We start from the raw sequence: 22,321 nt of genomic DNA, 5'->3' as shown, positions 1-22,321 counted from the left end.
AGCGCAAGCAGTCCTTCACAGGAGCGTGCAGGCAATGCGGGCATTCGTCACCGGTGGTTCAGGCTTCGTGGGCAGGCACCTCCTCACCGCGCTGAAGGTGCGCGGGACGCCCGCTCGGGCCCTGGCGCGCTCGGCCGCGGCACTGGCCTCGGTGACGGAGGCCGGCGGGGAGCCCTTCGAGGGCGACCTGTCGGACGTGGAGAAGCTGAAGGCCGGCATGGAGGGCTGTGACACCGTCTTCCATTGCGCCGCGGTGGTGAAGAGCTGGGGCGCGCGCAGCGAGTTCTACGAGACGAACGTGCGCGGCACGGAGCGGGTGCTGGAGGCGGCGCGCGCCGCGGGCGTCAAGCGGCTGGTCCACGTCAGCACGGAGGCGGTGCTGGCGGATGGCTCGCCCCTGGAGCGGGTGGATGAGACGATGCCCCTGCCCGAGCGCCCCATTGGCGACTACCCCTCCACCAAGAGCGAGGCGGAGCGCCGGGTGCTCAGCGTGAATGCGCCGGACTTCGTCACCGTGGCGGTGCGTCCCCGCTTCATCTGGGGCGCCGGTGACACGTCGCTGCTGCCGCAGTTCCAGGAGGCGGTGCGGACCGGGCGCTTCCGGTGGTTCGGCGGCGGCCGTTACCTGACGTCCACCTGCCACGTGGCCAACTGCGTGGAGGGCATGCTGCTGGCGGCGGAGAAGGGCCGCGGCGGCGAGGCCTATTTCCTCACCGACGGGGAACCCGTGGAGTTCCGGGGCTTCATCACCGCCATGCTCGCGACGCAGGGCGTGGTCGCGGGCGAGCGCACCCTGCCATATGGCGTGGCCGCGACGGTGGCCACGGTGGGGGACCTGCTGTGGGGCACCTTCGGCCTGGGCGGCAGGCCTCCGCTCACCCGCACCGAGGTGCTGCTCATGGGGCGGGAGGTGACGGTGCGAGACGACAAGGCCCGCCGGGAGCTGGGGTACGAGGGCCGCCGCTCCCGTGAAGAAGGGCTCCGGGAGATGAAGGCGGAGCATCAGAGCACGGCGTCGCGTATGCTCTGAGGCATGCGAAGGTTCGAGTTCGTGGAAGGCTCCAGCTCCAAGTTCTGGGAGCCGGAGCTCAAGGGCAACACCTTCATCGTCACCTTCGGCCGCATCGGCACCGCCGGTCAGCGGCGGGAGAAGGCTTTCGCGGACGAAGCCGGCGCCCGGAAGGAATACGAGAAGAAGGTCGCTGAGAAGCTGCGCGAGGGTTACCTCGAGGTGACGGAGGGCGGCGCCGCAGAGGCCGCGCCCGCGTCCGCGCCACCGCCCGCGCCGAAGAAGGCGGAGCTTCCCCGCCGCGTGCCCGCGGCCACGCCCACGCCCGAGTCGCTGAAGGCCGCCGCCGAGGCGCTGGCCGCGCTCCGGGCCCGGCTGGGGTGGCGGAGCTGGGAGGTGACGTCGCGGGCCCGGCGTGCGAAGCGCGCGCTGCGGGCCCTGGGCGGCGTGGACCCCGCGGCCCACTCGGAGCTGGCGGGCACCTTTACTGCGTTGATGGAGCGCGTCGTCGCTCCGAACAAGGATGGCCGGCTCCCGCTGCGGCACGCGCTTGCGTTGCTGGGCGAACTGGACGTGGCTGCCTTCACCCGCGCGGCCGAGGTGTGGCTCGCCGCGCCGGATGCCGTCCCCGCCGCGACGACCGTGGCCCGGCAGGCGTCGGCGCTGGGGCAGCCCGAGTTGGCGCTGCGCATGGGCATGCTGCTGGCGGAGCGCCCCGGTCAGGCGGGCGCGCCTTCCGAGGAGGGGTGGAGCAAGCGGTGGACGCGCCTGCGGCCGCACGTGGAGGAACAGCTGTCCTCCAGCGGCGGCTCGCTGGCCACCTGGGCCCAGTCCATCGATGCCTCAAAGGACGCGCACCTGGCCAGCCGGTTGGCCCGCCTGGAGGCGTGAGGCGCCAGCGTCGCTGGCTTTCAGGAGCGCGTGGGAGTGCCCCACGCGCTCCGCGAGAGGCGGTGGGCTAGCCCGGGCCGCCGTCGCTGGGCGCGGACGACTTCTTGGCGGCGCCCTGGCCCGAGGACGGGACGCTGTCGGGCTGACGGTCCATCTCCGCCGTCGGATAGGCGCGCGCGGCATCCAGGTAGGATTGGGGCTTGATGCGCCGGCGCATGCGCCACGACAGGTTGTCGGGCTGCACGAGCACGGGCTCACCTTCGGCGCGCTGCTCCACCAGGTGTCCGTCGCAGAAGCGCCACAGCTTGCGGCCGTCCACCTCCTGCCGCGCGTAGAACAGGTCCGTCTGCCCCACCTGGGGGTTGGGCGGGCACCAGGTGCGGCGGGCGGCCTCCTCCCGCTCGGGCATCTCCTCGCGCCACTGCCGGCGGGCATCCTTCAGTGCCACGGCAGCCAGCACCTTGGGCCCTTCTTCCAGCCGGGCATCCACCTCCGTCAGCAGCTCCTGGCCACGACGGGCAATCTCCGGGAAGGCCCCGGTGTTGCGGAAGCCGCACTCCTTCAGGCGGTTGAGCGTGTAGCGGTGCACCTCCATGAGGGGCGGAAGTGAGCCGGTGGCCTCCCGCATCATCGCCAGTTGGCGAGCGTGGTCCGGCGCGTCCAGCTTGGAGAGGTTCTCCGTCTCTCTGAGGAAGCGGGCCATGGTTCCATTCACGGTCGTCAGCTCGTCCGCCAGCCACCGCGGTTCCGAGGACGCACAGGGGTCCGCCTTCGCCTTCTTGTAGTCCCGGTACTCCGCTCGGGACATACCGAGCGAATAATGCTCCACCGGAGGAGCGGGCTTGGTCGCGCACGCGCTCAGCGCCGTGCCCAGGCCCGCAAGCACGAGCTGCCGAATGTTTGGCGTCATCCGCCCATTCTGGCATGTCATTTGTGTTCAAACAAACGTGCAGAGGCGGACACTTCGGGTTTCAGGCCCGGGGCCCAGGCGGGCGTGCCGCCCCTGTACGGCGTCGCGGAGGTTGCCTACAAGGATGCTCAGGCGCAGAGCACCCGTTCCCAGAAGTGCGAGCCGGTCCATGAAGCCCGCGGTCCTCATCATCATCGGGGTGCTCACTGCGTTGGGTGGGGCCCTCTACCTGTCTTCGCGGCGCGCCGCGGAGCGAACGGAAGAGGCGCGTCCCGCGGCGCAGGCGCCCGTCTCCACCCGCGCGGTGCGGACGGAAATCACGTTCCTCTACAGCACGGAGAAGAAGGCGTGGGTGGAGGAGGCCGCGGCGGACTTCCAGAAGGCGCATCCGCTCATCCGGGTGAACCTGGTGGGCCAGGGCTCGCTGGAGGCCGCGCGGGCCATCCTCGAAGGCCGTGAGCGGCCCACCGTGTGGAGCCCCGCCGACAGCGCGGTGCTGCGGATGCTGGAGTCGGACTGGGCCACGGACGCCACGCGCGAGCCGCTGTTCGCCTCGGAGGGCGAAGCGGCGCCGCGGCCGTTGGTGAAGACGCCGCTCGTCTTCGTGGCGTGGGAGGACCGGGCGGAGGTGCTCCTGCGCGCCAGCGGCGGGGGCGCGGTGTCCTGGAAGGTCATCCACGACGCGGTGTCCAGTGACCAGGGCTGGCCGGCGGTGGGCGGCCAGCCGGAGTGGGGCTTCGTGAAGCTGGGCCACACGGACCCCACGCGCTCCAACTCCGGGCTCCAGGCGCTGCTGCTGGCGTCGTTGGAGTTCTACGGCAAGCAGAGCGGATTGACGGTGGCCGACCTGCTGGAGCCGCGGTTCCAGACGTGGCTGAGCCAGTTGGAGCGGGGCACGGGCCGCTTCGAGCAGTCCACGGGCGCGCTGATGGCGGACATGGTCCGCTTCGGCCCGTCGCGCTACGACATCGCCGTGGTGTACGAGAACCTGGCCATCGCCCAGCTCTCCCAACCGCCGGGGAACTGGGGGGCGCTGAAGGTCCTGTACCCGACGCTCACGTCCTGGAGCGACCATCCGGCGGCGGTGCTGGACGGGGACTGGGTGCTGCCCCGCCAGCGTGAGGCCGCGCTGGAGTGGCTGCGCTATCTGCACAGCCGGCCGGTTCAGCAGCGCGCGCTGGCCTTCGGCTTCCGCCCCGCGGATGCCTCCGTGCCGCTGACGCCCCCCGGAGAGGCCAGCCTCTTTCCCCCGCTGGCCGCGCGGGGCCTCCAGGTGGACGTGCCGGACGGCGCGGCAGTCCCTGATGGCGCGGTGGTCCGCAACCTCCTCACGCTGTGGACGCGGCGGGTGGGCAACGCGCGGTCGCCGTAGCCCGTCGCTTCGCCCGGTGCTCCGCCATCAGCCGCCGCGCGCCACCAGGTCGATGAAGCCGCGAATCCAGATGAGATTCACCGCGTCGCAGGCGTCACGCGGTGTCGGCGTCGTCGTCTCCAGCGCGGCCGTGTAGGGCACGCCCTGGCGCGCGTACCAGTCGGTGACGCTGCCGTCGTGGTACTCGATGAGGCCGTCCGCGTCGGTGAAGCTGTGGTCGTCCACCTTCTGGCTGCGCACCACCGCGACGTGCTTCGCGCTGGCTTCCACCAGCGGGCGGTAGGCGGCCTTGTCTCCGAAGGTGTACGCATACGTCGACGCCCCGCCCAGGTAGTCGTCCTGGTGGATGTCGAGCGCGGCGGCCGGAGCGGCATAGCGCGCCAGCTCGCTGCGGATCGCGCGCGTCTCCTTGGGGCCTCCGTCATACAGGGCCCAGCGGAGGAAGGGGCGCGCGACGTTCAATTCGCCCACCCACTCCCCGGGGGCGACTTCGTAGCGGAGGAAGTCGTTGTTGGGCTTCTCGCCGCTGCGGTTGTACCGGGTACCCGCCTCGAAGCCGGACGGGTTGATGCAGGGGTAGACGCGCAGCCCCACGCCGCGCTCCACCGCGTACGCCGCCACCGCCGGGAAGTGCTCGGCCAGGGTGAGGGGGCCGGCGGGCTCCTCTCCGTGGAAACCGGAGGTGATGACCAGCCAACGCTCTCCCGGGACGACGAGCCGGAAGAGAGGGTAGTCCTGGTCCCCCTCCGTCACGCGGCCGTATTCGGAGATGTCCGCGACCTGGGCGTGGGCGCGGATCCGCTTTGCGTAGTCGGTGTAATTCACGCACCTAAACTAGCCGTGCTCCGCCGCCCCGCCCACCCTTTCCCGCAAGCGCACACCCCACCTGTCCTGACGCCACGGTGGCGTGCGCGCGGACTACGGGCCTACGTGCTCGCGGTACTGTTCGGCCAGCGCCTGGCGCTGCTGCGGCGTCAGCGTGCCGTGGACCTCCAGGGCGGCGTCTGTCGCCTGGTGAGCGAAGGCGCGCATGGCCTCGATGCGCGCGTCCACCAGGGCGTGGAGCTTCTGCCGGTCTGGCGTGTCCGACGCGAGCTGTTGGAAGGCCTCCTCGCGCACCGCGCGGTGCTCCTGCATCAACTGCACCCCGTCGGAGAACAGTCGGTCCTTCACGGCGTGGATGGACTGACGCTGGGACTCCGTGGCGTCCAGCGTGTCCAGCTTGTCGTCGAGCTTCCACGTCACCAACTGCTTCACGCGCTCTGGGTCCTTGCCCCACCGGGGGCCTCCCCGCAGCGCGAAGCCGCTGAGCAGCGCGACAGCGAGCATCGCGGAACCGACGACGGCGAACCTCTTCATCATGGCCTTCTCCTGGGTGGAGCGCGGACGGCTCCACGTGAAGTCGCCACCCCTCGCGGCGACGGTGGCAATGTGCCGGCCCGCCGTTGCTGGGACTTGTACGAGGCGTGAAGAAGTATGAAGCCGCCCGTGCGCTCACCGGCCCAGGAGCCACGTCCCGGCGCCTGGGGGTTGGACCCATCGTGATTTCCACGGAGACGGGCGGTGGGAAGGGAGGGCCGTTAGCGTTCCGTCCAGGGCTTCCGCTCATGGCGGAACGCCGCAAGAGGCCGATTTTCCGGCTTCCCCCGCGCTGCTCCGCCAGGGGCAACACTGGACTGGCGAGCAGGGGAGCACGGCCCTAGTGTTCGGTGTTCGGTTGCACCCCGGCCTCCAGGAGCGGAACGCGCTTATGTCCTTTACCCATCTCCACCTGCACACCCTCTACTCGCTCCTCGATGGGGCGATCCGGATGAAGGACCTCATCAAGACGGTGAAGGAGAAGGGGATGAGCAGCGTTGCCGTGACGGACCACGGCAACATGTTCGGCGCCATCGACTTCTACAAGAAGGCGAAGGATGCCGGCATCAAGCCGATTCTGGGCATGGAGGCCTACGTCGCCGGACCCAAGGGGCGTGAGGACCGCTCCGAGAAGGTCTCCCACCACCTCATCCTGGTGGCGAAGAACGAGGAGGGTTACGCCAACCTGCGCTACCTCTCCTCCACCGCGTACATGCACGGGTTCTACTACCACCCGCGCATCGACAAGAAGGTGCTCGCCGAGCACAGCAAGGGCCTGTTCGCGCTCACCGCCTGTCTGGGTGGTGAAGTCACCAGCGCGTGCTTCCGCGGCGACATGGACCACGCCCGCCGCGCCGCGCAGGAGTACAAGGACATCTTCGACCCGGGGCACTTCTTCCTGGAGGTGCAGTCCAACGGGATGCCGGAGCAGGACAAGGCGAACGAGAACCTCAAGCAGCTCTCGCGCGACCTGGACATCCCGCTGTGCGCCACTGCGGACGCGCACTACATCAAGCGCGAGGACGCGCGGGCCCACGAACTGCTCATGTGCATCGCCAGCGGCAAGACGCTGGCGGACGGCAAGCGCATGAAGCACTCCACGGACAAGCTCTACGTCACCAGCCCCACGGAGATGCTGGAGTTCTTCAAGGACACGCCCGAGGCGGTCCACAACACCCAGCGCATCGCCGAGCAGTGCAACCTGGAGCTCAAGCTGGGCAAGCCGATGTTGCCCACCTTCAAGGTGCCGGACAGCCACACGCCGGACAGCTTCATGGCGGAGCTGGCGTACGAGGGCCTGCGCGAGCGCTTCAAGGAGCTGGCGGCCACCGTCACGTACCCCATCGACCGCGAGCAGTACCAGGCGCGGCTGGCGCTGGAGATTGGCGTCATCCAGAAGATGGGGTTCAGCGGCTACTTCCTCATCGTCCAGGACTTCATCAACTGGGCGAAGAAGATGAACATCCCCGTGGGCCCGGGCCGTGGCTCCGGCGCCGGCAGCCTGGTGGCCTACGCGCTGCGCATCACCGACGTGGACCCCATCCCGTACAACCTCCTGTTCGAGCGCTTCCTGAACCCGGAACGCGTGTCGATGCCCGACTTCGATATCGACTTCTGCCAGGACCGCCGGGACGAGGTCATCCAGTACGTCGGCCGGAAGTACGGCGAGATGAACGTGGGGCAGATCATCACCTTCGGGTCGCTCAAGGCGAAGAGCGTGCTGCGTGACGTGTGCCGCGTGTTCGCGCTGCCGTTCAGCGAAGGTGACCGCATCGCGAAGCTGGTTCCCGAGGTGCTCAACATCACCTTGAGGGAGGCCATCGAGATGGAGCCTCGCCTCAAGGAGATGATGGAGACGCCCTCCAACATCGGCGAGGTGGAGGGCAAGCCCGTCACCACCAGGGACGTGCTCGAAATCGCGCTCGCGCTGGAGGGCCTGCACCGCCAGCCCGGCATGCACGCCGCAGGCGTGGTGATTGCCGACAAGCCGCTGTGGGAGTTCGTGCCCGTCTACCAGCCGCCGGGTGAAAAGACGCTCATCACCCAGTTCGCCAAGGACGAGGTGGAAGCGGCCGGCCTGGTGAAGTTCGACTTCCTCGGACTGAAGACGCTCACGGTGATTCAGCACGCGCTGGACCTGGTGAAGCGCAACCACGGCAAGGACATCCCGCGGCACGAGATTCCGCTCAACGACGAGAAGACCTGGGAGTTGATGGCCAAGGGCGACACGGCCGGCATCTTCCAGATGGAGTCCAGTGGCTTCACGGAAATGGTCGTGAAGCTCAAGCCGAACTGCTTCGAAGACGTCATCGCCGCCGGCGCGCTCTACCGCCCGGGTCCGCTGGACTCCGGCATGGTGGACGTCTTCATTAACCGCAAGCACGGCCGGGAGAAGGTGTCGTACCCGCACCCCGCGCTGGAGCCGGTGCTCAAGGACACCTACGGCGTCATCGTGTACCAGGAGCAGGTGATGCAGATTTCGCAGGTCCTGGGTGGCTACACCCTGGGCCGCGCGGACCTGCTTCGCCGCGCCATGGGCAAGAAGAAGGCCGAGGTCATGCAGGCCGAACGGGCCGGCTTCCTCGAGGGCTGCGCGAAGAACAACGTCGACCTCAAGGTCGCCGGTGAAATCTTCGACCTGATGGAGAAGTTCGCCGAGTACGGCTTCAACAAGAGCCACTCGGCGGCCTACGGCCTGGTCACCATCCACACGGCCTGGCTGAAGGCGCACTACCCCTGCGAGTTCATGGCGGCCCTTCTCTCCAGCGAGAAGGACAACACGGACAAGGTGGTGAAGCACATCGGCGAGGCGCGCGAGTCGGGCCTCGAGGTGCTGCCGCCGGATGTGAATCAGTCCGACATGGAATTCGGCGCGGTGAGCGGGAAGATTCGCTTCGGCCTGGGCGCCATCAAGGGCGTGGGCGAGGGCGCCATCGAGTCCATCCTGGAGGCGCGCAAGGACGGCCCCTTCAAGAGCCTGTTCGACTTCTGCGAGCGCGTGGACAGCCGCAAGGTGAACCGGAAGGTGATGGAAGCGCTGGTGAAGGCGGGGGCCTTCGATTTCGAGAAGCGCTCGCGCCGGCAGATTTTCGACACCATCGAGAAGGCGATGAACCGCGGCTCGGCCAGCCAGAAGGACAAGGCGGCCGGGCAGAGCTCGCTGTTCGGCATGCTGGCGGGTCCGTCCTCGGACGGTGGTGGCGGCGGGCTGAAGGACGACTACGTCGAGGTGGAGGACTGGTCGGAGAAGGAGCGGCTGTCGCTGGAGAAGGAGGCCATTGGCTTCTACGTGTCCGGCCATCCGCTGCACCAGTACGACAAGGAGCTGAAGCGCTACGCGCGGCCCATTACGGCGGTGCAGCGCGCGCGCAAGGACGACAAGCTCACGGTGGCGGGCATCGTCACGGTGCTGCGCGAGCGGCCCACGAAGACGGGCAAGCGCATGGCGTGGGTGACGATTGAGGACTTGTCCGGCTCCATCGAGCTGGTGTGCTTCCCGGGCAAGGACGGCACGCGCAACGTGATGGGCCGGGACGGCAAGTGGGCGAAGCAGGGCCCCAAGCCGGGCTTCGAGAACTGGGAGCACCTGCTCAAGTCGGACGACCCCATCCTGGTGTCGGGCACGGTGCAGATCAGCCAGCGTGACGAGGACACGCCGACGCCGGAGCTCATCGTCGACGACATCCAGAGCCTCAAGGCGGTGCGTGAGAAGCGCACCAAGCGGCTGGAGCTGCGCGTGCCGGCGGACCTGCTCACGGAAGAGCGGGTGGCGAAGCTGCACGAGTTGGCGAAGAAGTACGCCGGCGCCACGCCCGTGGCGGTGAGCGTGCTCTTCAAGGGCGAGGGCGAGGCGCTCATCGGCAACACGTCCATCAAGGTGCAGGTGAATGACGACCTGCTGCTCGCGGTGGACCGCCTGTTCGGCATGCGGGTGGTGGAGTTCGGCTGAGCCGGGGCTGATTTCTAAAAGCCGGATTCCATGACGGCTGATGGGCCAGCGCCAGTACAGTGGCTGGCCCATGGGGCTTGAGTGTCGTGGATGGCTGCTGCTGTCTGGACTCGCGAGCCTGCTGTTGGTGGGCTGTGCGTCGACGGCGCCGGGGCTCGCTTCGCTAAGCGAACCTCCTTCCTCGCTGGAGTGTGAGCGCTCGGATGAGGGCGCCTGCGTGGTCCTCGCTTGCGAAAGCGGGACGTGTGGGCTGTTTGATTGCGAGGACGTCGCGCTGGAGGAAGAGGCGCAGGTCGCATTCAGGCCGGTGCTGGCTGGAGCGGTTCGCCCACCGGCCCGTGGAGCTCCCTCGTTTCGCCACTGGCGGAACCTGGGGATTCGCTCCGGTTTACGGCCACGGATGACGTTCCACTTCCGTTACCGGGAGGGCTTTCTTCCCGCGCTGCCGAGGGGGCCCGGCAAGTTGGTGCATCACCACCTGTTTCCTCAACAGCCAGAGCTTGCGAGGTGGTTCAGGTCGCACGGCGTCGACATCCACAAGTTCACCATCCTCATCCCCGAGCACATCCACCGCCAACTCCATAGCGGCAAGGGTCGGGGTGGTATGTGGAACCAGGCGTGGCGGGACTTTCGGGACAGCCAGCAGGGGCGTTCGATGACGTCAGAGGAACTGCACCGCAAGGCGGTGGAGTTGATCTTCCGCTTCGAGCTGACGGGGCCCGTCGTGCCATACAATGCGCCGGTCGCGCCCTATCAAGCAGTGCCATCCATCCGTGCTCCGTGAGGAACCTTGAAGTTCTACCGAGTTCATCCAGACACGGCGTCGGGCTACACGGGCTCCGTGGACGCGGTGAACAAGTGGTGTCTTCCTGGCGTGCATCCCTGTCCCGTTTGCCGCGCGGGCGGAGGGGCTCCCTGGCTCACATATCCGTGCGTGGACCTGTCCAGCCTTCCTCGCGACGAGTTGAAGAAGCTGTCCGACCCCTGGCCGGTCTCTCGTGAGGAGTTCTCGCGATTGAAAGCGTTGATTGCGCCCCTGGCTCCGCCGTGGGCATTGCTGGAGCCAGGGGCCCAATTCGGACCGTGTGAAGGGAAGGGCGCTGGCCGTTTCGGCTCGCTCTTCATGCAGGACGCACCCACGCTGTTTGTTCAGCGGGCCGCTTTCGAGCGATTGAATGCCGCGGGCCTGCGAGGGCTTCAAGGGGCGTCGGTCGAGGTGCGTTTCCGTGGAAAGGCTCCGCCCGAACTGCTCCAACTGCAACTGGAGCTGCATGGACTGCTGCATCAAGCCTGTCTGCCGAAAGAGCGCGAACCACCATGCCCGGCATGCGGCGCCAGCAAACAGGCCTGGCCCCGCACCGTCGTCCTCGACGCAGCTTCTTTGCCGGGAGACCGGGACGTCTTTCGTCACCGGCAGGGCTGGGCAACCGTCATCGTCAGTGAGCGCTTCGTCGAAGCCGTGAATGACCTCGAGCTGGATGGCGTGACGTTCGAGGAACTCGAAGTCCGGGAGGGCTGAGCTGAATGGACGGGACCTACAAGTCGCTGCGCATCGAGAAGAATGAAGGCGTCGCCGAGCTGGTGCTCACCGGCCCTGGCAAGGGCAACGCCATGGGGCCCGACTTCTGGCGGGAGATGCCCGAGGCCATCCGCGCGCTGGATGCGGATGACTCCGTCCGCGTCGTGCTGGTTCGCGGCGAGGGCAAGCACTTCACCTTCGGCCTGGACCTCATGGGGATGATGGAGTCCCTGGGGCCGCTGCTCACCGGCGAAAGCAACCTGGCCCTGGAGCGCTTGAAGCTGCTGTCGCTGATTGGCGACATGCAGCAGGCCACCGAGGGCATGGCCCGCTGCCGCAAGCCCGTCATCGCCGCCGTGCACGGCTGGTGCATCGGTGGCGGCATGGACCTCATCGCCGCGTGTGACTTCCGGTACTGCTCCCAGGACGCGAAGTTCTCCTTGCGCGAGGTGAAGGTGGGCATCGTCGCCGACCTGGGCGCGCTCCAGCGCCTGCCTCGCATCATCGGCGAGGGCCACACGCGTGAGCTGGCCTACACCGGTGGCGACGTGGACGCCGCGCGCGCCCTGCGCATGGGGCTGGTGAACGAGGTGTTCCCCTCGCCGGAGGCCCTGCTGGAGGAGGCCCGAGCGACCGCGAAGCGCATCGCCGAGAATGCCCCGCTCGTCGTCCAAGGCGCCAAGCAGGTCATGGAGTACTGCGCGGACAAATCCATCGCGGATGGCCTGCGTTATGTGGCGGTGTGGAACTCCGCGTTCCTTCAGTCCCATGACCTGGCCGAAGCCTTTTCCGCATTCGTGGAACGCCGTCCCCCTCACTTCCAGGGGCGCTGAGCCCCCCGGCCGAGGGGCTTCCTCTGCTTGCGCTGGCGATGCGAGAATTCCAGGAACACCTGGGATTCGGAGTCCGGCGACATGACGGAAAGCATCGCGCTGCTGGGGTACGGCCGCTTTGGCTGTGCCCTGTCTGGCCTCCTGCTGGAAGCGGGAATCCCGCATCGGGTGTTCGAGCCGCGCCAGGATGACGTGCCCGACGCACTGAGGGCACCGACGCTCGCGGATGCTGTCGATGGCGCGGGGCTGGTGGTGCTCGCCATGCCCGTGTCTGGAATGCGCTCGGTGCTGGAGGAGCTTCGCCCGCGCCTGTCGCCCGCGCAGACGGTGCTCGACGTCGGAAGCGTCAAGGTGCGCCCTGTGCAGGTGCTGGCCTCCGTGTTGGGGCGGGACATCCCCTGGGTGGGCACGCATCCGCTGTTCGGCCCGGCCAGTCTGGCGAGGGGCGACCTGCCTCGCCGCACGGTGGTGTGCCCGAACGAACTGCACCCAGAGGCCGTGCGCAAAGCCCGGGTCCTGTTTGAACGCATCGGCTGTGAAGTGACGGAGCTGTCGCCGGATGCGCACGACGCCCTGATGGCGCGCACGCACGTGCTCACGTTCTTCCTGGCCCACGGACTGCTCAAGGCGGAGGCCGGAAAGGACCTGCCCTTCGCGCCGCCCAGCTTCCAGCCCGTGGCCCGCCTGGAGGAGTACGCACGGCTGGAGGTGCCCCATCTCTTCGGCGTCGTGCAGTCGGAGAATCCCTACGCGCGGGACGCACGCGTGCGGCTGCTGGATGCCCTCACGCAGCTCCACCTGGGTTGTGAATCAGGGCGCTCGGGCGCGCCGGAGCCTGTCGCCGCGCCGCCCGGACTGACGGAAGTCCGCGAGTGCGTGGATTCGTTGGACCGTGAGCTGGTTCAACTCTTGGAACGTCGCGCCCAGCTCATCCAGCAGGCCGCACACCTGAAGGCCGAGCACGGACTCCCGCTGCCAGACGCGGAGCGCGAGGCGAGCCTGCTGGAGACCCGGCGCCAGTGGGCCACGGAGCAGGGGATGGACGCGGACGACACGGAAGACGTGTTCCGTGCCGTCCTGCGCTTCTCACGCCGCGCCGTGCCCACGGGCTCCCGCTGAACGCGGTGGCCTTCAGCGTCAGCGCTGCACGGTGAAGGTGGGGTTGAGCACCTTCATCGTTCCCTTCGTCACACCGAACTGTTCATGCACCGCCGCGCGGCGCACGGCCTCCGCAGGGGAGATGCGACCGGCCAGCAGCTCCTGGTACGCGGAGAGCACGCGCGAAGCCTCCTCGCGGGACTCGCGCACGAACTCCACCCGGAAGCGCCGCACGCCCCGCGCGAGCAGCGACGGCACGAGCGAGGCCGCGCTCTGCGCCTGTGCGTTGAACACCGTGTTCCGGCACCCCACGTCCACCACCACCGGGTGCTCCAGCCCCTTGTGGTCCCTCAGGGACACGCGGTGCTTCTCGCAGGGACGACCACAGCTCCGGTAGTCACGCCCGTGGGACAGCGTGTGGGAATACACGCAGTGCTCGGTGTGGAACGTGGAGATGTGGTGATGCACCGTCACCGTGAAGCGCTCCGCCGGCAGGTGCTCCAGCATGGCCCCCAACTGCACCGCGTCCAGGTCATGCGCGAACGTCAGCGTGTCCAGCCCGAGCCCCAGCAGATGCAGCGCCGTCACGGAGTTGGTGACGTTGAGCGAGAAGTCCGCGTGCAGGGCAGGGCGCGTCTCCCCGGGCGCGGGCGGCCGCTCCAGGAAGTGCATCATCGCGCCCCAGTGCCGCACCAGCACCGCGTCCGGCTTCAGCTTCGCGATGCGCGCGTCGTAGCCCTCCTCGCCCGGCTTCTGCACGCGCACCGTGGCAATCGTCACGCGCAGCCCCGCCGCGCGCGCTCGCTCCACCGCGCGCTGCAGGCCCACCAGCTCCATCCAATCCAGCTCGACCTCGGGCAGCCCCGCGGCAATCACCGCTTCGAGCTGCTCGTCCGTGCGGCACAGCGGCAGCAAGCGCACGTCCTCCACGGCGCGGGGCGTCGGCTGCACACGCTCACGCAGCGACGCGCGCAGGGACTCCAGCGTGGAGCCTTCGTTCACGGTCCGCACCGGACCGCGCGCCACGGCTTCCGACAGCTCTGCCACCAGCCGGCGACGCACCGCCTTCATCTCCGACACCGGCAAATGCAGCCCCGCCGCCAGCCCGGACGTATCCATCCCCGTCAGCGTGAAAGGCGTTCCGCCCAGCGCCGCCAGCTTGTCCCGCAGCAGCGCTTCGTCGATGCCGCCACCGCGCGCCTCGGCCAGCGCCACCTCGCTGGACACCGAATGGACGTGTCCACCGCGCGCCCGGCCCACCACGGTGAGCGGCGAGCCGGCGGCGCCTGTCACGGTCAGCTCCAGAGGCACGCGGCCTTCGGGCTCGCCGCGCCCCAGCAGCTCCTCCGTGCGCTTCGCCAGGGCCGGGTCGCTCGTCATCCAGACGCGCTGGCCCGGCTTCACTCGGCCCATGTCCGGACCGGGATTGCCGAAGCCCAGCACCCAGCCGCGGCCCTTGCGCTCCACGCGGAACAGCGGACCACCGGGCTCGTGCTTGTCCTCGGGGTGCCCGTCGTCGAACACCACGCCCATGCCGGGGCGGGGCGACACCTCGGCCGCCACCGGTGTCTCCGTCTCCAGCGGAGAGGACACCTTGCCCACGGGGGCATCCGGGCGCGCCTTCTCGTCGTCCTGGCCCAGCCCGCCCGTCCAGGGACGGCCCTCCGTGTCGTCCACCACGCGCACGTCACGGCCGTGCACGGACTCTACGCGGCCCAGGTACGCGCCCCGGTGCTTCGGGAAGCGCCCCTCCACCAGCGTCTGGTGGTCCGAGCCCGCGAAGAAGCCGTGCGAGAAGCCCCGGCTGTACGACAGCGTCATGTCCGCCAGATCCTTGCGCAGCGCCCCCGTGTCCGGCGTCCCCGCCGACACGCCATCCACCCAGCGCCGGTAGCCCTGCACCGCCGTGGCGACGTACTGCGGCCCCTTCTGCCGGCCTTCAATCTTCAGCGAGTGGACGCCAATCTCCACCAGCTGCGGCACCGCCATGACGCCCGCGAGGTCCTTGGGGCTGAGCAGGTACTGCACGTCGCCCAGCTCCCGCGTCTGGCCATCCACCACCAGGTCGTACGGAAGCCGGCACGACTGCGCGCACTGTCCCCGGTTGGCGGAGCGTCCACCCCACGCCTCGCTCGTGAGGCACTGGCCGCTCCACGACATGCAGAGCGCGCCGTGGATGAAGACCTCCAGCTCCACGTCCGTCTCCGAAGCCAGCCGGCGAATCTCCGCCACGGACAGCTCGCGCGGCACCACCACGCGCGTGGCGCCCAGGCCCTTCGCGAAGCGCGCGCCTTCCGCGCTCGAAATGGTCATCTGCGTGGAGGCATGGACCTCCATCTGCGGACACACCGCGCGGGCCACCAGCGCAATCGCGGGGTCCTGGACGATGAGCGCGTCCACGCCGGCTTCGGCGATGCGGCGCAGGATGTTCTCCACCACGGGGAGCTCGGGCTCGAAGACCAGGGTGTTCAGCGTCAGATAGGCGCGGGCGCCGGCGCGGTGCACGAGCGCCAGCGTCCCTGGCAGGGTGGCGAGCGAGAAGTTCTCCGCGCGTGCGCGTGCGTTGAACCCTTCGTCCAATCCGAAATAGATGGCGTCCGCGCCACTGGCGAGCGCGGCCTTCATCGAGTCGAGGTCCCCAGCGGGGGCGAGGATTTCGGGGCGGCGGCGGGTCATGGCGCGACCTCTAACACACGGCCCCGGGTTCCGCTGTCCGTCCGGCGAACGTCATGGACGCAGTGCGGCAGGTTTGTTCAAGTCCCTGCCCGGTTGCTTCCACAGGAGACGGGTCCAAATGGCTGATGGCGTGTTCCGGGACGGGCTGCTCGCGGGCAAGGTGGCGTTCATTTCTGGCGGCAGCAGTGGCATCAACCTCGGCATCGCAGAGGCCTTCGTGAAGGCGGGCGCCAAGGTGGCCATCAACGGCCGCAACGTGGAGAAGCTCGAGGCCGCGGTGAAGGGGCTTCAGGCGCACGGCACCGCCATGGGCGTGGCCGCCGACGTCCGGGACTATGCCGCGGTGGAGAAGGCCCTCCAGGCGGTGCGCGAAGCCTACGGTGAGCTGGACATCGTCGTGTGTGGCGCCGCCGGCAACTTCCCCGCGCCCGCGTTGGGCATGTCCTCCAACGGCTTCAAGGCCGTCATGGACATCGACGTGCTGGGCACCTTCAACATCAGCCGCGCCGCCTTCGAGCACCTGCGCAAGCCGGGCGCGTCCCTCATCAACATCTCCGCGCCCCAGGCCTATCTCCCCATGGCCATGCAGGCCCACGTCTGCGCCGCCAAGGCCGGCGTGGACATGCTCACCCGCGTGCTGGCCATTGAATGGGGTGGCTCCGGCGTACGCGTCAACGCGATTACCCCTGGCCCCATCGACGACACGGAAGGCATGCGCCGGCTCGCCCCCAGTGACGAGGGCCGCGACAAGCTCGCCCAGGTCCTGCCGCTCCAGCGTTTCGGGAAGAAGCAGGACATTGCCCAGCTCGCGCTCTTCCTGGCGTCGGAAGGCTCGTCCTACATCACCGGCTCCATCATGGTCTGCGACGGTGGCCAGTCCCTGCTGGGCGGCGGCGCGCTCATGGCCGCGCTCGGCATGTAAAGGAGACGCACTCAACGGGGCGTGGGTCACGATAGCCCCGTGGGTTCCACCCGGGATGCAAAGCTCTGGTGGAGGTCTACGTGGTGAAGGGACTTGTCTGGTAGAAGGCACTGGGACCTCGCGAGTGCTCTCTTCCGTGCGGGGTCCGTTCGTTCCCGGAGCCGCTCATGTCCCGTTGTCCTCTCGCGCTCACCCGGTTGCTGGGGTTGGGCGTGCTGTGCCTCGGCGTTGTGCTGGTGGGGTGTGGTGACAGCGGCACGTCGCCGCTCCCGCCGCTAGCGAAGTCTCTGCCCGACGCGGCGCTCTCCACGGTGCAGGTGGACCGGGTGGAGCAGGTGCTGGCGGACGGCGTGGACCGGGTCACCATCACCGTGACGGTGCGGCAGAAGGACGGCGCTCCCATGGAGGGTCGCACGGTGCGGGTGGAGGTCTCCGGCGACGGGAACACCGTGACGCAGCCCGCGGACCGGACGAATGCCCAGGGCGTGGCCACCGCGTCCGTGGTGTCCACGCGAGGCGGCTCGAAGCGGGTGACGGCCTCAGTGGATGCCGAGGGAGGCGCGGTGGTGCTGGGCTCGCGTCCTGTCGTCGGCTTCACCGCGCTGCGGGCTACGAGGCTGGCCTTCGCGGCGGCCTCGCTGTCGGCCCGAGCCGGTGCGCCCATTGGCGGGCTGGACGTCGAGTTCCGGGACGCCGACGGCCGCCCGGTTCCGTCCGTTACGGGGGAGGTGACGCTCTCGCTGGCCGCTGGCCCGGGTGGGGCTTCCCTGGGAGGCACGCTCCGGGCTCAGGCCGTGGACGGCGTCGCCCGCTTCCAGGAAGTGGTGCTGACGCGCGCGGGCCAGGGCTATCAGCTCAAGGCCGAGGCCACCGGCGTCGAGGGCGCGGTCAGCCCTTCGTTCGACGTGACGCCGGCCGCCGCCGCCACCGTCGAGGTGACGGGGCTGCCGCAGACCGCCATCGCGGGCTCCACGCATGATGCGGAGGTGACGGTGCGTGACGCGTTCGGCAACGTCGCCAGTGGCTATCGCGGCACGCTGAGCGTGCAGTCCTCGGACGCCACGGCCACGCTGCCGGGCGGCCACACCTTCACGGAGGTGAACGCGGGCCGCTTCCGTTTCACGGGCATCACCCTGCGGCGGGCGGGCACCCAGCGCGTCGATGTACAGGACGCCGCGCAAGCGGGCCTGGCGGGGCGCCAGGACGTGCGCGTCTCGGCGGACCAGACCGCGGCATTGGCTTTCGCGCGCGTGCCCTCGCATGCGTCTGTTCGCGCCGCGCTGACCGCCGTGGAGGTGGTGCTCCAGGATGCGCATGGCAACCGGACGCCCGTGGGCGCACCTTCGGTGACGCTGTCCCTGGTGCCGGCGGGTGGCGTGCCACTGCGTGGTGTCACCGAGGTGGCGCCCATGGAGGGGCTGGCGTCGTTCTCCAGCGTGCACGTGGACACGGAGGGCCGCTTCCAGCTTCAGGCCACCGCGGATGGACTGGCGCCCGCCACGAGCACGGACATCGACATCATCGATAACGTGTTCCCCGCCATCCCTGTCCTCGCCGCGACCGCGGCCACGCCCGACAGCGTCACGGTTTCCTGGACGGCGGTGGGTGATGACGGCGATCAGGGGCGGGCCGCGTCGCATGCCCTGCGTTACTCGCTGAACCCGATTGAGACGGATGCGGACTTCAACCAGGCGACGCCGGTGGACGGCCTGGGCGAGCCCGCGGAGGCTGGCACGCAGGAGTCCGCCGTCCTCACGGGCCTTCAGCCCGGCACGAACTACTACGTGGCGCTGCGCGTGGCGGACAACCAGGGCAACGCGGCCCGCTCCTCCAGCTTGATGGTGCAGACGCAGGTGCAGGGCGTCACGCGGCTCGTCTTCTCCCAGCAGCCCGTGGATGGGGACGCGGGCGATACGCAGCCGGAGCTCCGCGTCTCGCTGTTGGATGAGGATGGAGCGGTCGTCACGACGGCCACGTCGCCGGTGACGCTCACGCTGGAGGACGAGCCCGGCTTCACGCCCTTGCAGGTGGCGGCGGTCGCGGGCGTGGCGACCTTCTCGGGCGTGGTGGTGGAGCAGGCGGGAACGCACCGCTTCATCGCGTCGGCCACGGGGTTGGATTCGGTCCCCAGCGACGCGTTCACCATCGCGCCGGGCGACGCCGTCCGGCTGTCGCTCACGGGCCTGGTCTCGCCGGTGGCCGCGGGCGCAGGGGGCAGCGTCGTGGTGACGGCCCATGACGCCTTCGACAACGTGGCCACGGGCTACACCGGCGCGGTGCATTTCTCGTCCACTGACGCCGAGGCGGAGTTGCCTGGCGACTACACGTTCACCGTGGCGGATGCGGGCCGGCGGACCTTCAGCGGCGTGAGGCTGCTGACCTCTGGGCCTCAGAGCGTCGCCGTGGTGGACACGGCGCGGCCGGAGCTGACCGACACGCTCGATGTGGAGGTGAGCACGGGTGCGGTCACCGTGTTGGAGCTGAGCGCGCTTCCCGCGGAAGTGGAGGCCGGCGAGGCGCAGAGCCTCACAGTCACCGCGCGCGACAGCTTTGACAACATCGTCACGGGCTACACGGGCACGGTGCACTTCGAATCGAATGACCCGGGGGCGACGCTGCCCGCGAACTACACCTTCGTTCCCGGGCAGGACGCGGGGCAGCGCATGTTCTCGGTGACGCTGGTGACCTCCGGCGCGCGCTCGGTGACGGTGCGGGAGGCGGGCAACACAGGGCTGGAGGCGGTGGTGAACACCCAGGTCCTGTCTGGTCCCGCTGTGCAGCTGACGCTGCAGTTGGACTCATCGACGACCCGCGCGGGCGAGCCCGTGGGGGCCACCGTGTCGGTGCGGGATGTCCATGGCAACCTCGCCTCGGGCTACCGGGGCACCGTCCACTTCGAGATTCCAGGGGACGCCCAGGCCACCGTGCCTTCGGACTACACCTTCACCGAGTTGGACGCCGGTCAGCGCCTCTTCAATGTGGAGTTCGCCACAGTGGGCACGGGGCAGCTCGTCGTCACGGACACCACGACGGCGACGTTGACTGGGAATGCCTCTGTGACGGTGCAGCCCGGGCTCCTCGCGGCGTTGTCCGTGGCAGGGCCGGCGGAGGCCATCGTCGCGGGCGAGCCTCAATCCTTCACCGTCTCCGCGCGTGACCGCTTCGGCAACGTGCTGACGGCGTACCAGGGAACGGTGGCGCCTGCGTCCACGGACCCGGAGGCTGCGCCCCTGTCGGCGCACGTGTACACCGCGGCGGACCAGGGAGCGCACACCTTCACCATCACCTTCGAGACGGCGGGGGCGCAGTCGGTGACGTTCACGGACGGCGATGCCCCTGTGTCCGGTACGTCTGACTTCACCGTGGAGGCGGGCGCGCCCGTGAAGCTCGCGTTCGTCGCGCCTCCGGAGCCGGGCACCGTCCTGGAGCCGCTGTCCGAGACGCGGGTGGCCTTGCAGGATGCGTTCGGCAACGTCTCGAACGTCACGGCGCCGTCCGTGACGCTCCAGTTGGTGGGGGCGGTCGGGGTGACGCTGGGCGGCACCTTGACGGTGGCACCGGAGGCGGGCGTGGCCGTCTTCAGCGACCTCACGGTGGACCAGGCGGGCAGCTTCGTCCTCTCCGCGACCACGGAGAACCCGGCGCTGCCGTCCGTCGACACGATGGTCACCATCACCGACGACGTCGCGCCTGCCGAGCCCGTTCTGAGCGCCAGCCTGGTGGACGACACGACGGTTCGCTTGACGTGGCTGGCCACGGGAGACAACGGCGTCGTGGGCAACGCCGCGCGCTACGAGCTGCGCTACAGCGCGGGGCCGATTGACCCGCAGAGCTTCGCGCTGGCCAGCGAGGTGCCCACGGCGGCGCCCCGGGCGCCGGGACAGGCGGAGGAAGTGATTCACGCGGTGCCGCCGTCCCAGGCGGCCACCTGGTACTTCGCGCTCCGCGTCTTCGACAGCGCGAACAACGGCAGCACCGTGGCGTTCGTCTCCATCGCAGTGCCAGGCCCCTGCGGCAATATCGTCTGCGCGCCGCGCGCGCCGGAGTGTGACGAGGACGGCGTGCAACGTGTGAGCTACGAGGAAGCGTGCGTGGTGACGGCGGGCCTGGCGGAGTGCCAGTACACGGCCACCCCGGAGGTCTGCCCGGGGCAGGATGGCGTCTGCATCGCCGGTGTCTGTGACACAGCGCCCGCGCCCGTAGCGGGTGAGTTGGTCATCAGCGAGGTGATGCACCGCCCGGACGCGAACACCACCGAGTACATCGAGCTGACCAGCACCGTCGACGGACCGCGGGACATCGCGAACCTGCGCATCCGCTTCGACAATGGCGCGGGCAGTGAGGCGGACTTCAGCGTGCTGACGACCGAGGACCGGCCGCTCATCGTCCCCGGCCGGGGCACCTTCGTCCTCGCGAGCAACACGGATGAGGCCACCAACGGCGGCGTGGTGGCGCAGTACGGCTACGGGAGCACGCTCTTCGAGCTTGGCCACTCGGGGCACCTCTTCGTCGAGATGGGCGCCACCGTGGTGGATGACGTGGCGTACTCGGCCTCCTTCCCGCAGACGACGGGGCGCTCGATGAACCTGTCATCCGTGGTGGTGGGCACGCGGGCCAGCCAGCACGCCTGGTACTGGTGTGACTCGGAGGAGGTGCTTTCTGGCGGTGGGCGGGGCACGCCGGGCAGCGCCAACGCGTCCTGCGGTGTGGAGCTCACCGGCCCGGTGGACCACTGCGCCATTCAGAATCCGAAGTCCTTCGCTACCCCCATCCGGGCGGGCCGCGCGGAGTCCGTCTACAGCCAGTTCTACGAGCCCCAGGTGAGCACTCGGAACCAGAACGGCAACGACGGCTTCCCGCACCTCGTGGCGGAGCTGGGCTACGGGACTGATGCCGCGTCACCTGCATCGTGGACGTGGGTGGCGGCGGAGCCGAACGCGGGCTTCGCCACGCCGGGCAACGACGATGAGCGGGTGGCTCCGCTGAACATCGCGGCGCCGGGCAACTACATCTACGGCTTCCGCTACCGTTTCACCCAGGGGCCCGCGGCGGCCCAGGCGTGGGTGTACTGCGACCAGGACGGCGTCGTCGCGGAGGGGAGCACGGGCAACTATGGCACGGTGACGGTGGTGCCGCCGCCCCCAGTGGCGAACCACGTTGTCATCAGCGAGGTGAGCGGCGGCAACGGAAGCGGTGCCGCGGCGACCGATGAGTTCATCGAGCTCTATAATCCGACGAACGCCGACGTGAACATCGGCGGCTGGCTGGTGCAGTACAAGTCTGCGACAGGGCCTGCGTACTCCGGCTCCGTCACCATCCCCGCCGGGACTGTCATCCGCGCTCACGGGTACTTCCTGTTGGGGGGCGCCAACTACAGCGGCCCCGTGGCGCGGGATCTGGGCTATTCGTTCGACGTCTCGTCGTCCACGACGGCTGGTGGCCATGTTCGTATCGGTCCTGGCCTGACGACCGCCGTCAATGACGTGGCGGTAGACAAGGTGGCGTGGGGCGGCGGTAACTCGCCCGAGGGCACCGCCGCGCCCAATCACCCCGCGGTGGGCGGCAGCCTGGAGCGGAAGGCCCTGAGCACCTCGACGTCCGCCACCATGGCCATTGGGGGAAGTGACGCCGACTTCGGCAACGGCCGGGACTCGAACAACAACAGCGCGGACTTCGTCACCCGGGCCGCCCGTCAACCACAGAACTCCCTGAGCCCGACGGAACAGCCGTAGCCGGGCTGGAAGCGCCGCGTTTCACACGGAGGCCGCCGGGCGTGCATGCGC

14 protein-coding genes are annotated in these 22,321 nt (G+C 69.2%); 10 read left to right on the top strand and 4 right to left on the bottom strand.

Annotated features, from left to right (window positions below):
• The first annotated feature begins 34 nt into the window (after window positions 1-34).
• On the top strand, window positions 35-1,030 hold the full coding sequence (locus FMP39_RS17240) for an NAD-dependent epimerase/dehydratase family protein (protein ID WP_141591449.1): 996 nt from the start codon (window positions 35-37) through the stop codon (window positions 1,028-1,030).
• Between the two features lie 3 nt (window positions 1,031-1,033).
• Complete coding sequence (locus FMP39_RS17235) at window positions 1,034-1,900, top strand: WGR domain-containing protein (RefSeq protein ID WP_141591447.1); 867 nt, start codon at window positions 1,034-1,036, stop codon at window positions 1,898-1,900.
• Window positions 1,901-1,967: 67 nt separating this feature from the next.
• Here the strand turns inward: FMP39_RS17235 and FMP39_RS17230 are convergent, their stop codons facing one another.
• Complete coding sequence (locus FMP39_RS17230) at window positions 1,968-2,810, bottom strand: hypothetical protein (protein WP_228558065.1); 843 nt, start codon at window positions 2,808-2,810, stop codon at window positions 1,968-1,970.
• A gap of 169 nt (window positions 2,811-2,979) precedes the next feature.
• Here FMP39_RS17230 and FMP39_RS17225 point away from each other — a divergent pair, with 169 nt between their 5' ends.
• Window positions 2,980-4,182, top strand: coding sequence for a substrate-binding domain-containing protein (locus FMP39_RS17225; RefSeq protein ID WP_141591443.1), 1,203 nt, complete (start codon window positions 2,980-2,982; stop codon window positions 4,180-4,182).
• Between the two features lie 27 nt (window positions 4,183-4,209).
• Here the strand turns inward: FMP39_RS17225 and FMP39_RS17220 are convergent, their stop codons facing one another.
• Together FMP39_RS17220 and FMP39_RS17215 are read right to left on the bottom strand one after the other, a co-directional pair.
• Window positions 4,210-5,007, bottom strand: coding sequence for a M14 family metallocarboxypeptidase (locus tag FMP39_RS17220; protein WP_141591441.1), 798 nt, complete (start codon window positions 5,005-5,007; stop codon window positions 4,210-4,212).
• A gap of 93 nt (window positions 5,008-5,100) precedes the next feature.
• Window positions 5,101-5,544, bottom strand: coding sequence for a Spy/CpxP family protein refolding chaperone (locus FMP39_RS17215; protein WP_228558064.1), 444 nt, complete (start codon window positions 5,542-5,544; stop codon window positions 5,101-5,103).
• Window positions 5,545-5,932: 388 nt separating this feature from the next.
• Here FMP39_RS17215 and dnaE point away from each other — a divergent pair, with 388 nt between their 5' ends.
• The 5 genes from dnaE (at window position 5,933) to FMP39_RS17190 (ending at window position 12,961) form a co-directional block, all read left to right on the top strand.
• Window positions 5,933-9,490 carry a DNA polymerase III subunit alpha gene (gene dnaE / locus FMP39_RS17210; protein ID WP_090490387.1) on the top strand — a complete coding sequence of 1,186 codons (3,558 nt, stop codon included), beginning with the start codon at window positions 5,933-5,935 and terminating at the stop codon, window positions 9,488-9,490.
• Between the two features lie 40 nt (window positions 9,491-9,530).
• Complete coding sequence (locus FMP39_RS17205; protein WP_141591437.1) at window positions 9,531-10,274, top strand: TIGR02269 family lipoprotein; 744 nt, start codon at window positions 9,531-9,533, stop codon at window positions 10,272-10,274.
• Between the two features lie 6 nt (window positions 10,275-10,280).
• Window positions 10,281-11,009, top strand: coding sequence for a double-CXXCG motif protein (locus FMP39_RS17200; protein ID WP_141591435.1), 729 nt, complete (start codon window positions 10,281-10,283; stop codon window positions 11,007-11,009).
• Window positions 11,010-11,014: 5 nt separating this feature from the next.
• Window positions 11,015-11,842, top strand: a complete 828-nt coding sequence (locus FMP39_RS17195; protein ID WP_141591433.1) for a crotonase/enoyl-CoA hydratase family protein — start codon at window positions 11,015-11,017, stop codon at window positions 11,840-11,842.
• A gap of 81 nt (window positions 11,843-11,923) precedes the next feature.
• Entirely contained in the window at window positions 11,924-12,961 is a 1,038-nt protein-coding gene (locus FMP39_RS17190) for a prephenate dehydrogenase/arogenate dehydrogenase family protein (protein ID WP_141591430.1), read from the top strand.
• Between the two features lie 18 nt (window positions 12,962-12,979).
• On the opposite strand, the gene FMP39_RS17185 is transcribed toward FMP39_RS17190, so the two are convergent.
• Window positions 12,980-15,616 carry a U32 family peptidase gene (locus FMP39_RS17185; RefSeq protein ID WP_141591428.1) on the bottom strand — a complete coding sequence of 879 codons (2,637 nt, stop codon included), beginning with the start codon at window positions 15,614-15,616 and terminating at the stop codon, window positions 12,980-12,982.
• Window positions 15,617-15,734: 118 nt separating this feature from the next.
• Here FMP39_RS17185 and FMP39_RS17180 point away from each other — a divergent pair, with 118 nt between their 5' ends.
• Both FMP39_RS17180 and FMP39_RS17175 read left to right on the top strand, forming a co-directional pair.
• Window positions 15,735-16,538, top strand: a complete 804-nt coding sequence (locus FMP39_RS17180; protein ID WP_141591426.1) for an SDR family oxidoreductase — start codon at window positions 15,735-15,737, stop codon at window positions 16,536-16,538.
• A 167-nt stretch (window positions 16,539-16,705) separates the two neighbouring features.
• Window positions 16,706-22,270 carry a lamin tail domain-containing protein gene (locus tag FMP39_RS17175; RefSeq protein ID WP_141591424.1) on the top strand — a complete coding sequence of 1,855 codons (5,565 nt, stop codon included), beginning with the start codon at window positions 16,706-16,708 and terminating at the stop codon, window positions 22,268-22,270.
• Window positions 22,271-22,321 lie beyond the last annotated feature (51 nt).

This window comes from Myxococcus sp. AB056 (assembly GCF_006547365.1).
GTDB lineage: Bacteria > Myxococcota > Myxococcia > Myxococcales > Myxococcaceae > Myxococcus > Myxococcus virescens.
The sequence above is the reverse complement of the archived record's forward strand: the minus strand, read 5'-3'. Positions and strand labels throughout refer to the sequence as shown.

Excerpts from the sequence above, each read along its gene's own strand:
- FMP39_RS17240 (WP_141591449.1), top strand. The coding sequence starts at position 35 with ATGCGGGCATTCGTCACCGGTGGTTCAGGCTTCGTGGGCAGGCACCTC.
- FMP39_RS17235 (WP_141591447.1), top strand. The coding sequence starts at position 1,034 with ATGCGAAGGTTCGAGTTCGTGGAAGGCTCCAGCTCCAAGTTCTGGGAG.
- FMP39_RS17230 (WP_228558065.1), bottom strand. The coding sequence starts at position 2,810 with ATGACGCCAAACATTCGGCAGCTCGTGCTTGCGGGCCTGGGCACGGCG.
- FMP39_RS17225 (WP_141591443.1), top strand. The coding sequence starts at position 2,980 with ATGAAGCCCGCGGTCCTCATCATCATCGGGGTGCTCACTGCGTTGGGT.
- FMP39_RS17215 (WP_228558064.1), bottom strand. The coding sequence starts at position 5,544 with ATGATGAAGAGGTTCGCCGTCGTCGGTTCCGCGATGCTCGCTGTCGCG.
- dnaE (WP_090490387.1), top strand. The coding sequence starts at position 5,933 with ATGTCCTTTACCCATCTCCACCTGCACACCCTCTACTCGCTCCTCGAT.
- FMP39_RS17205 (WP_141591437.1), top strand. The coding sequence starts at position 9,531 with ATGGGCCAGCGCCAGTACAGTGGCTGGCCCATGGGGCTTGAGTGTCGT.
- FMP39_RS17195 (WP_141591433.1), top strand. The coding sequence starts at position 11,015 with ATGGACGGGACCTACAAGTCGCTGCGCATCGAGAAGAATGAAGGCGTC.
- FMP39_RS17190 (WP_141591430.1), top strand. The coding sequence starts at position 11,924 with ATGACGGAAAGCATCGCGCTGCTGGGGTACGGCCGCTTTGGCTGTGCC.
- FMP39_RS17185 (WP_141591428.1), bottom strand. The coding sequence starts at position 15,616 with ATGACCCGCCGCCGCCCCGAAATCCTCGCCCCCGCTGGGGACCTCGAC.
- FMP39_RS17180 (WP_141591426.1), top strand. The coding sequence starts at position 15,735 with ATGGCTGATGGCGTGTTCCGGGACGGGCTGCTCGCGGGCAAGGTGGCG.
- FMP39_RS17175 (WP_141591424.1), top strand. The coding sequence starts at position 16,706 with ATGTCCCGTTGTCCTCTCGCGCTCACCCGGTTGCTGGGGTTGGGCGTG.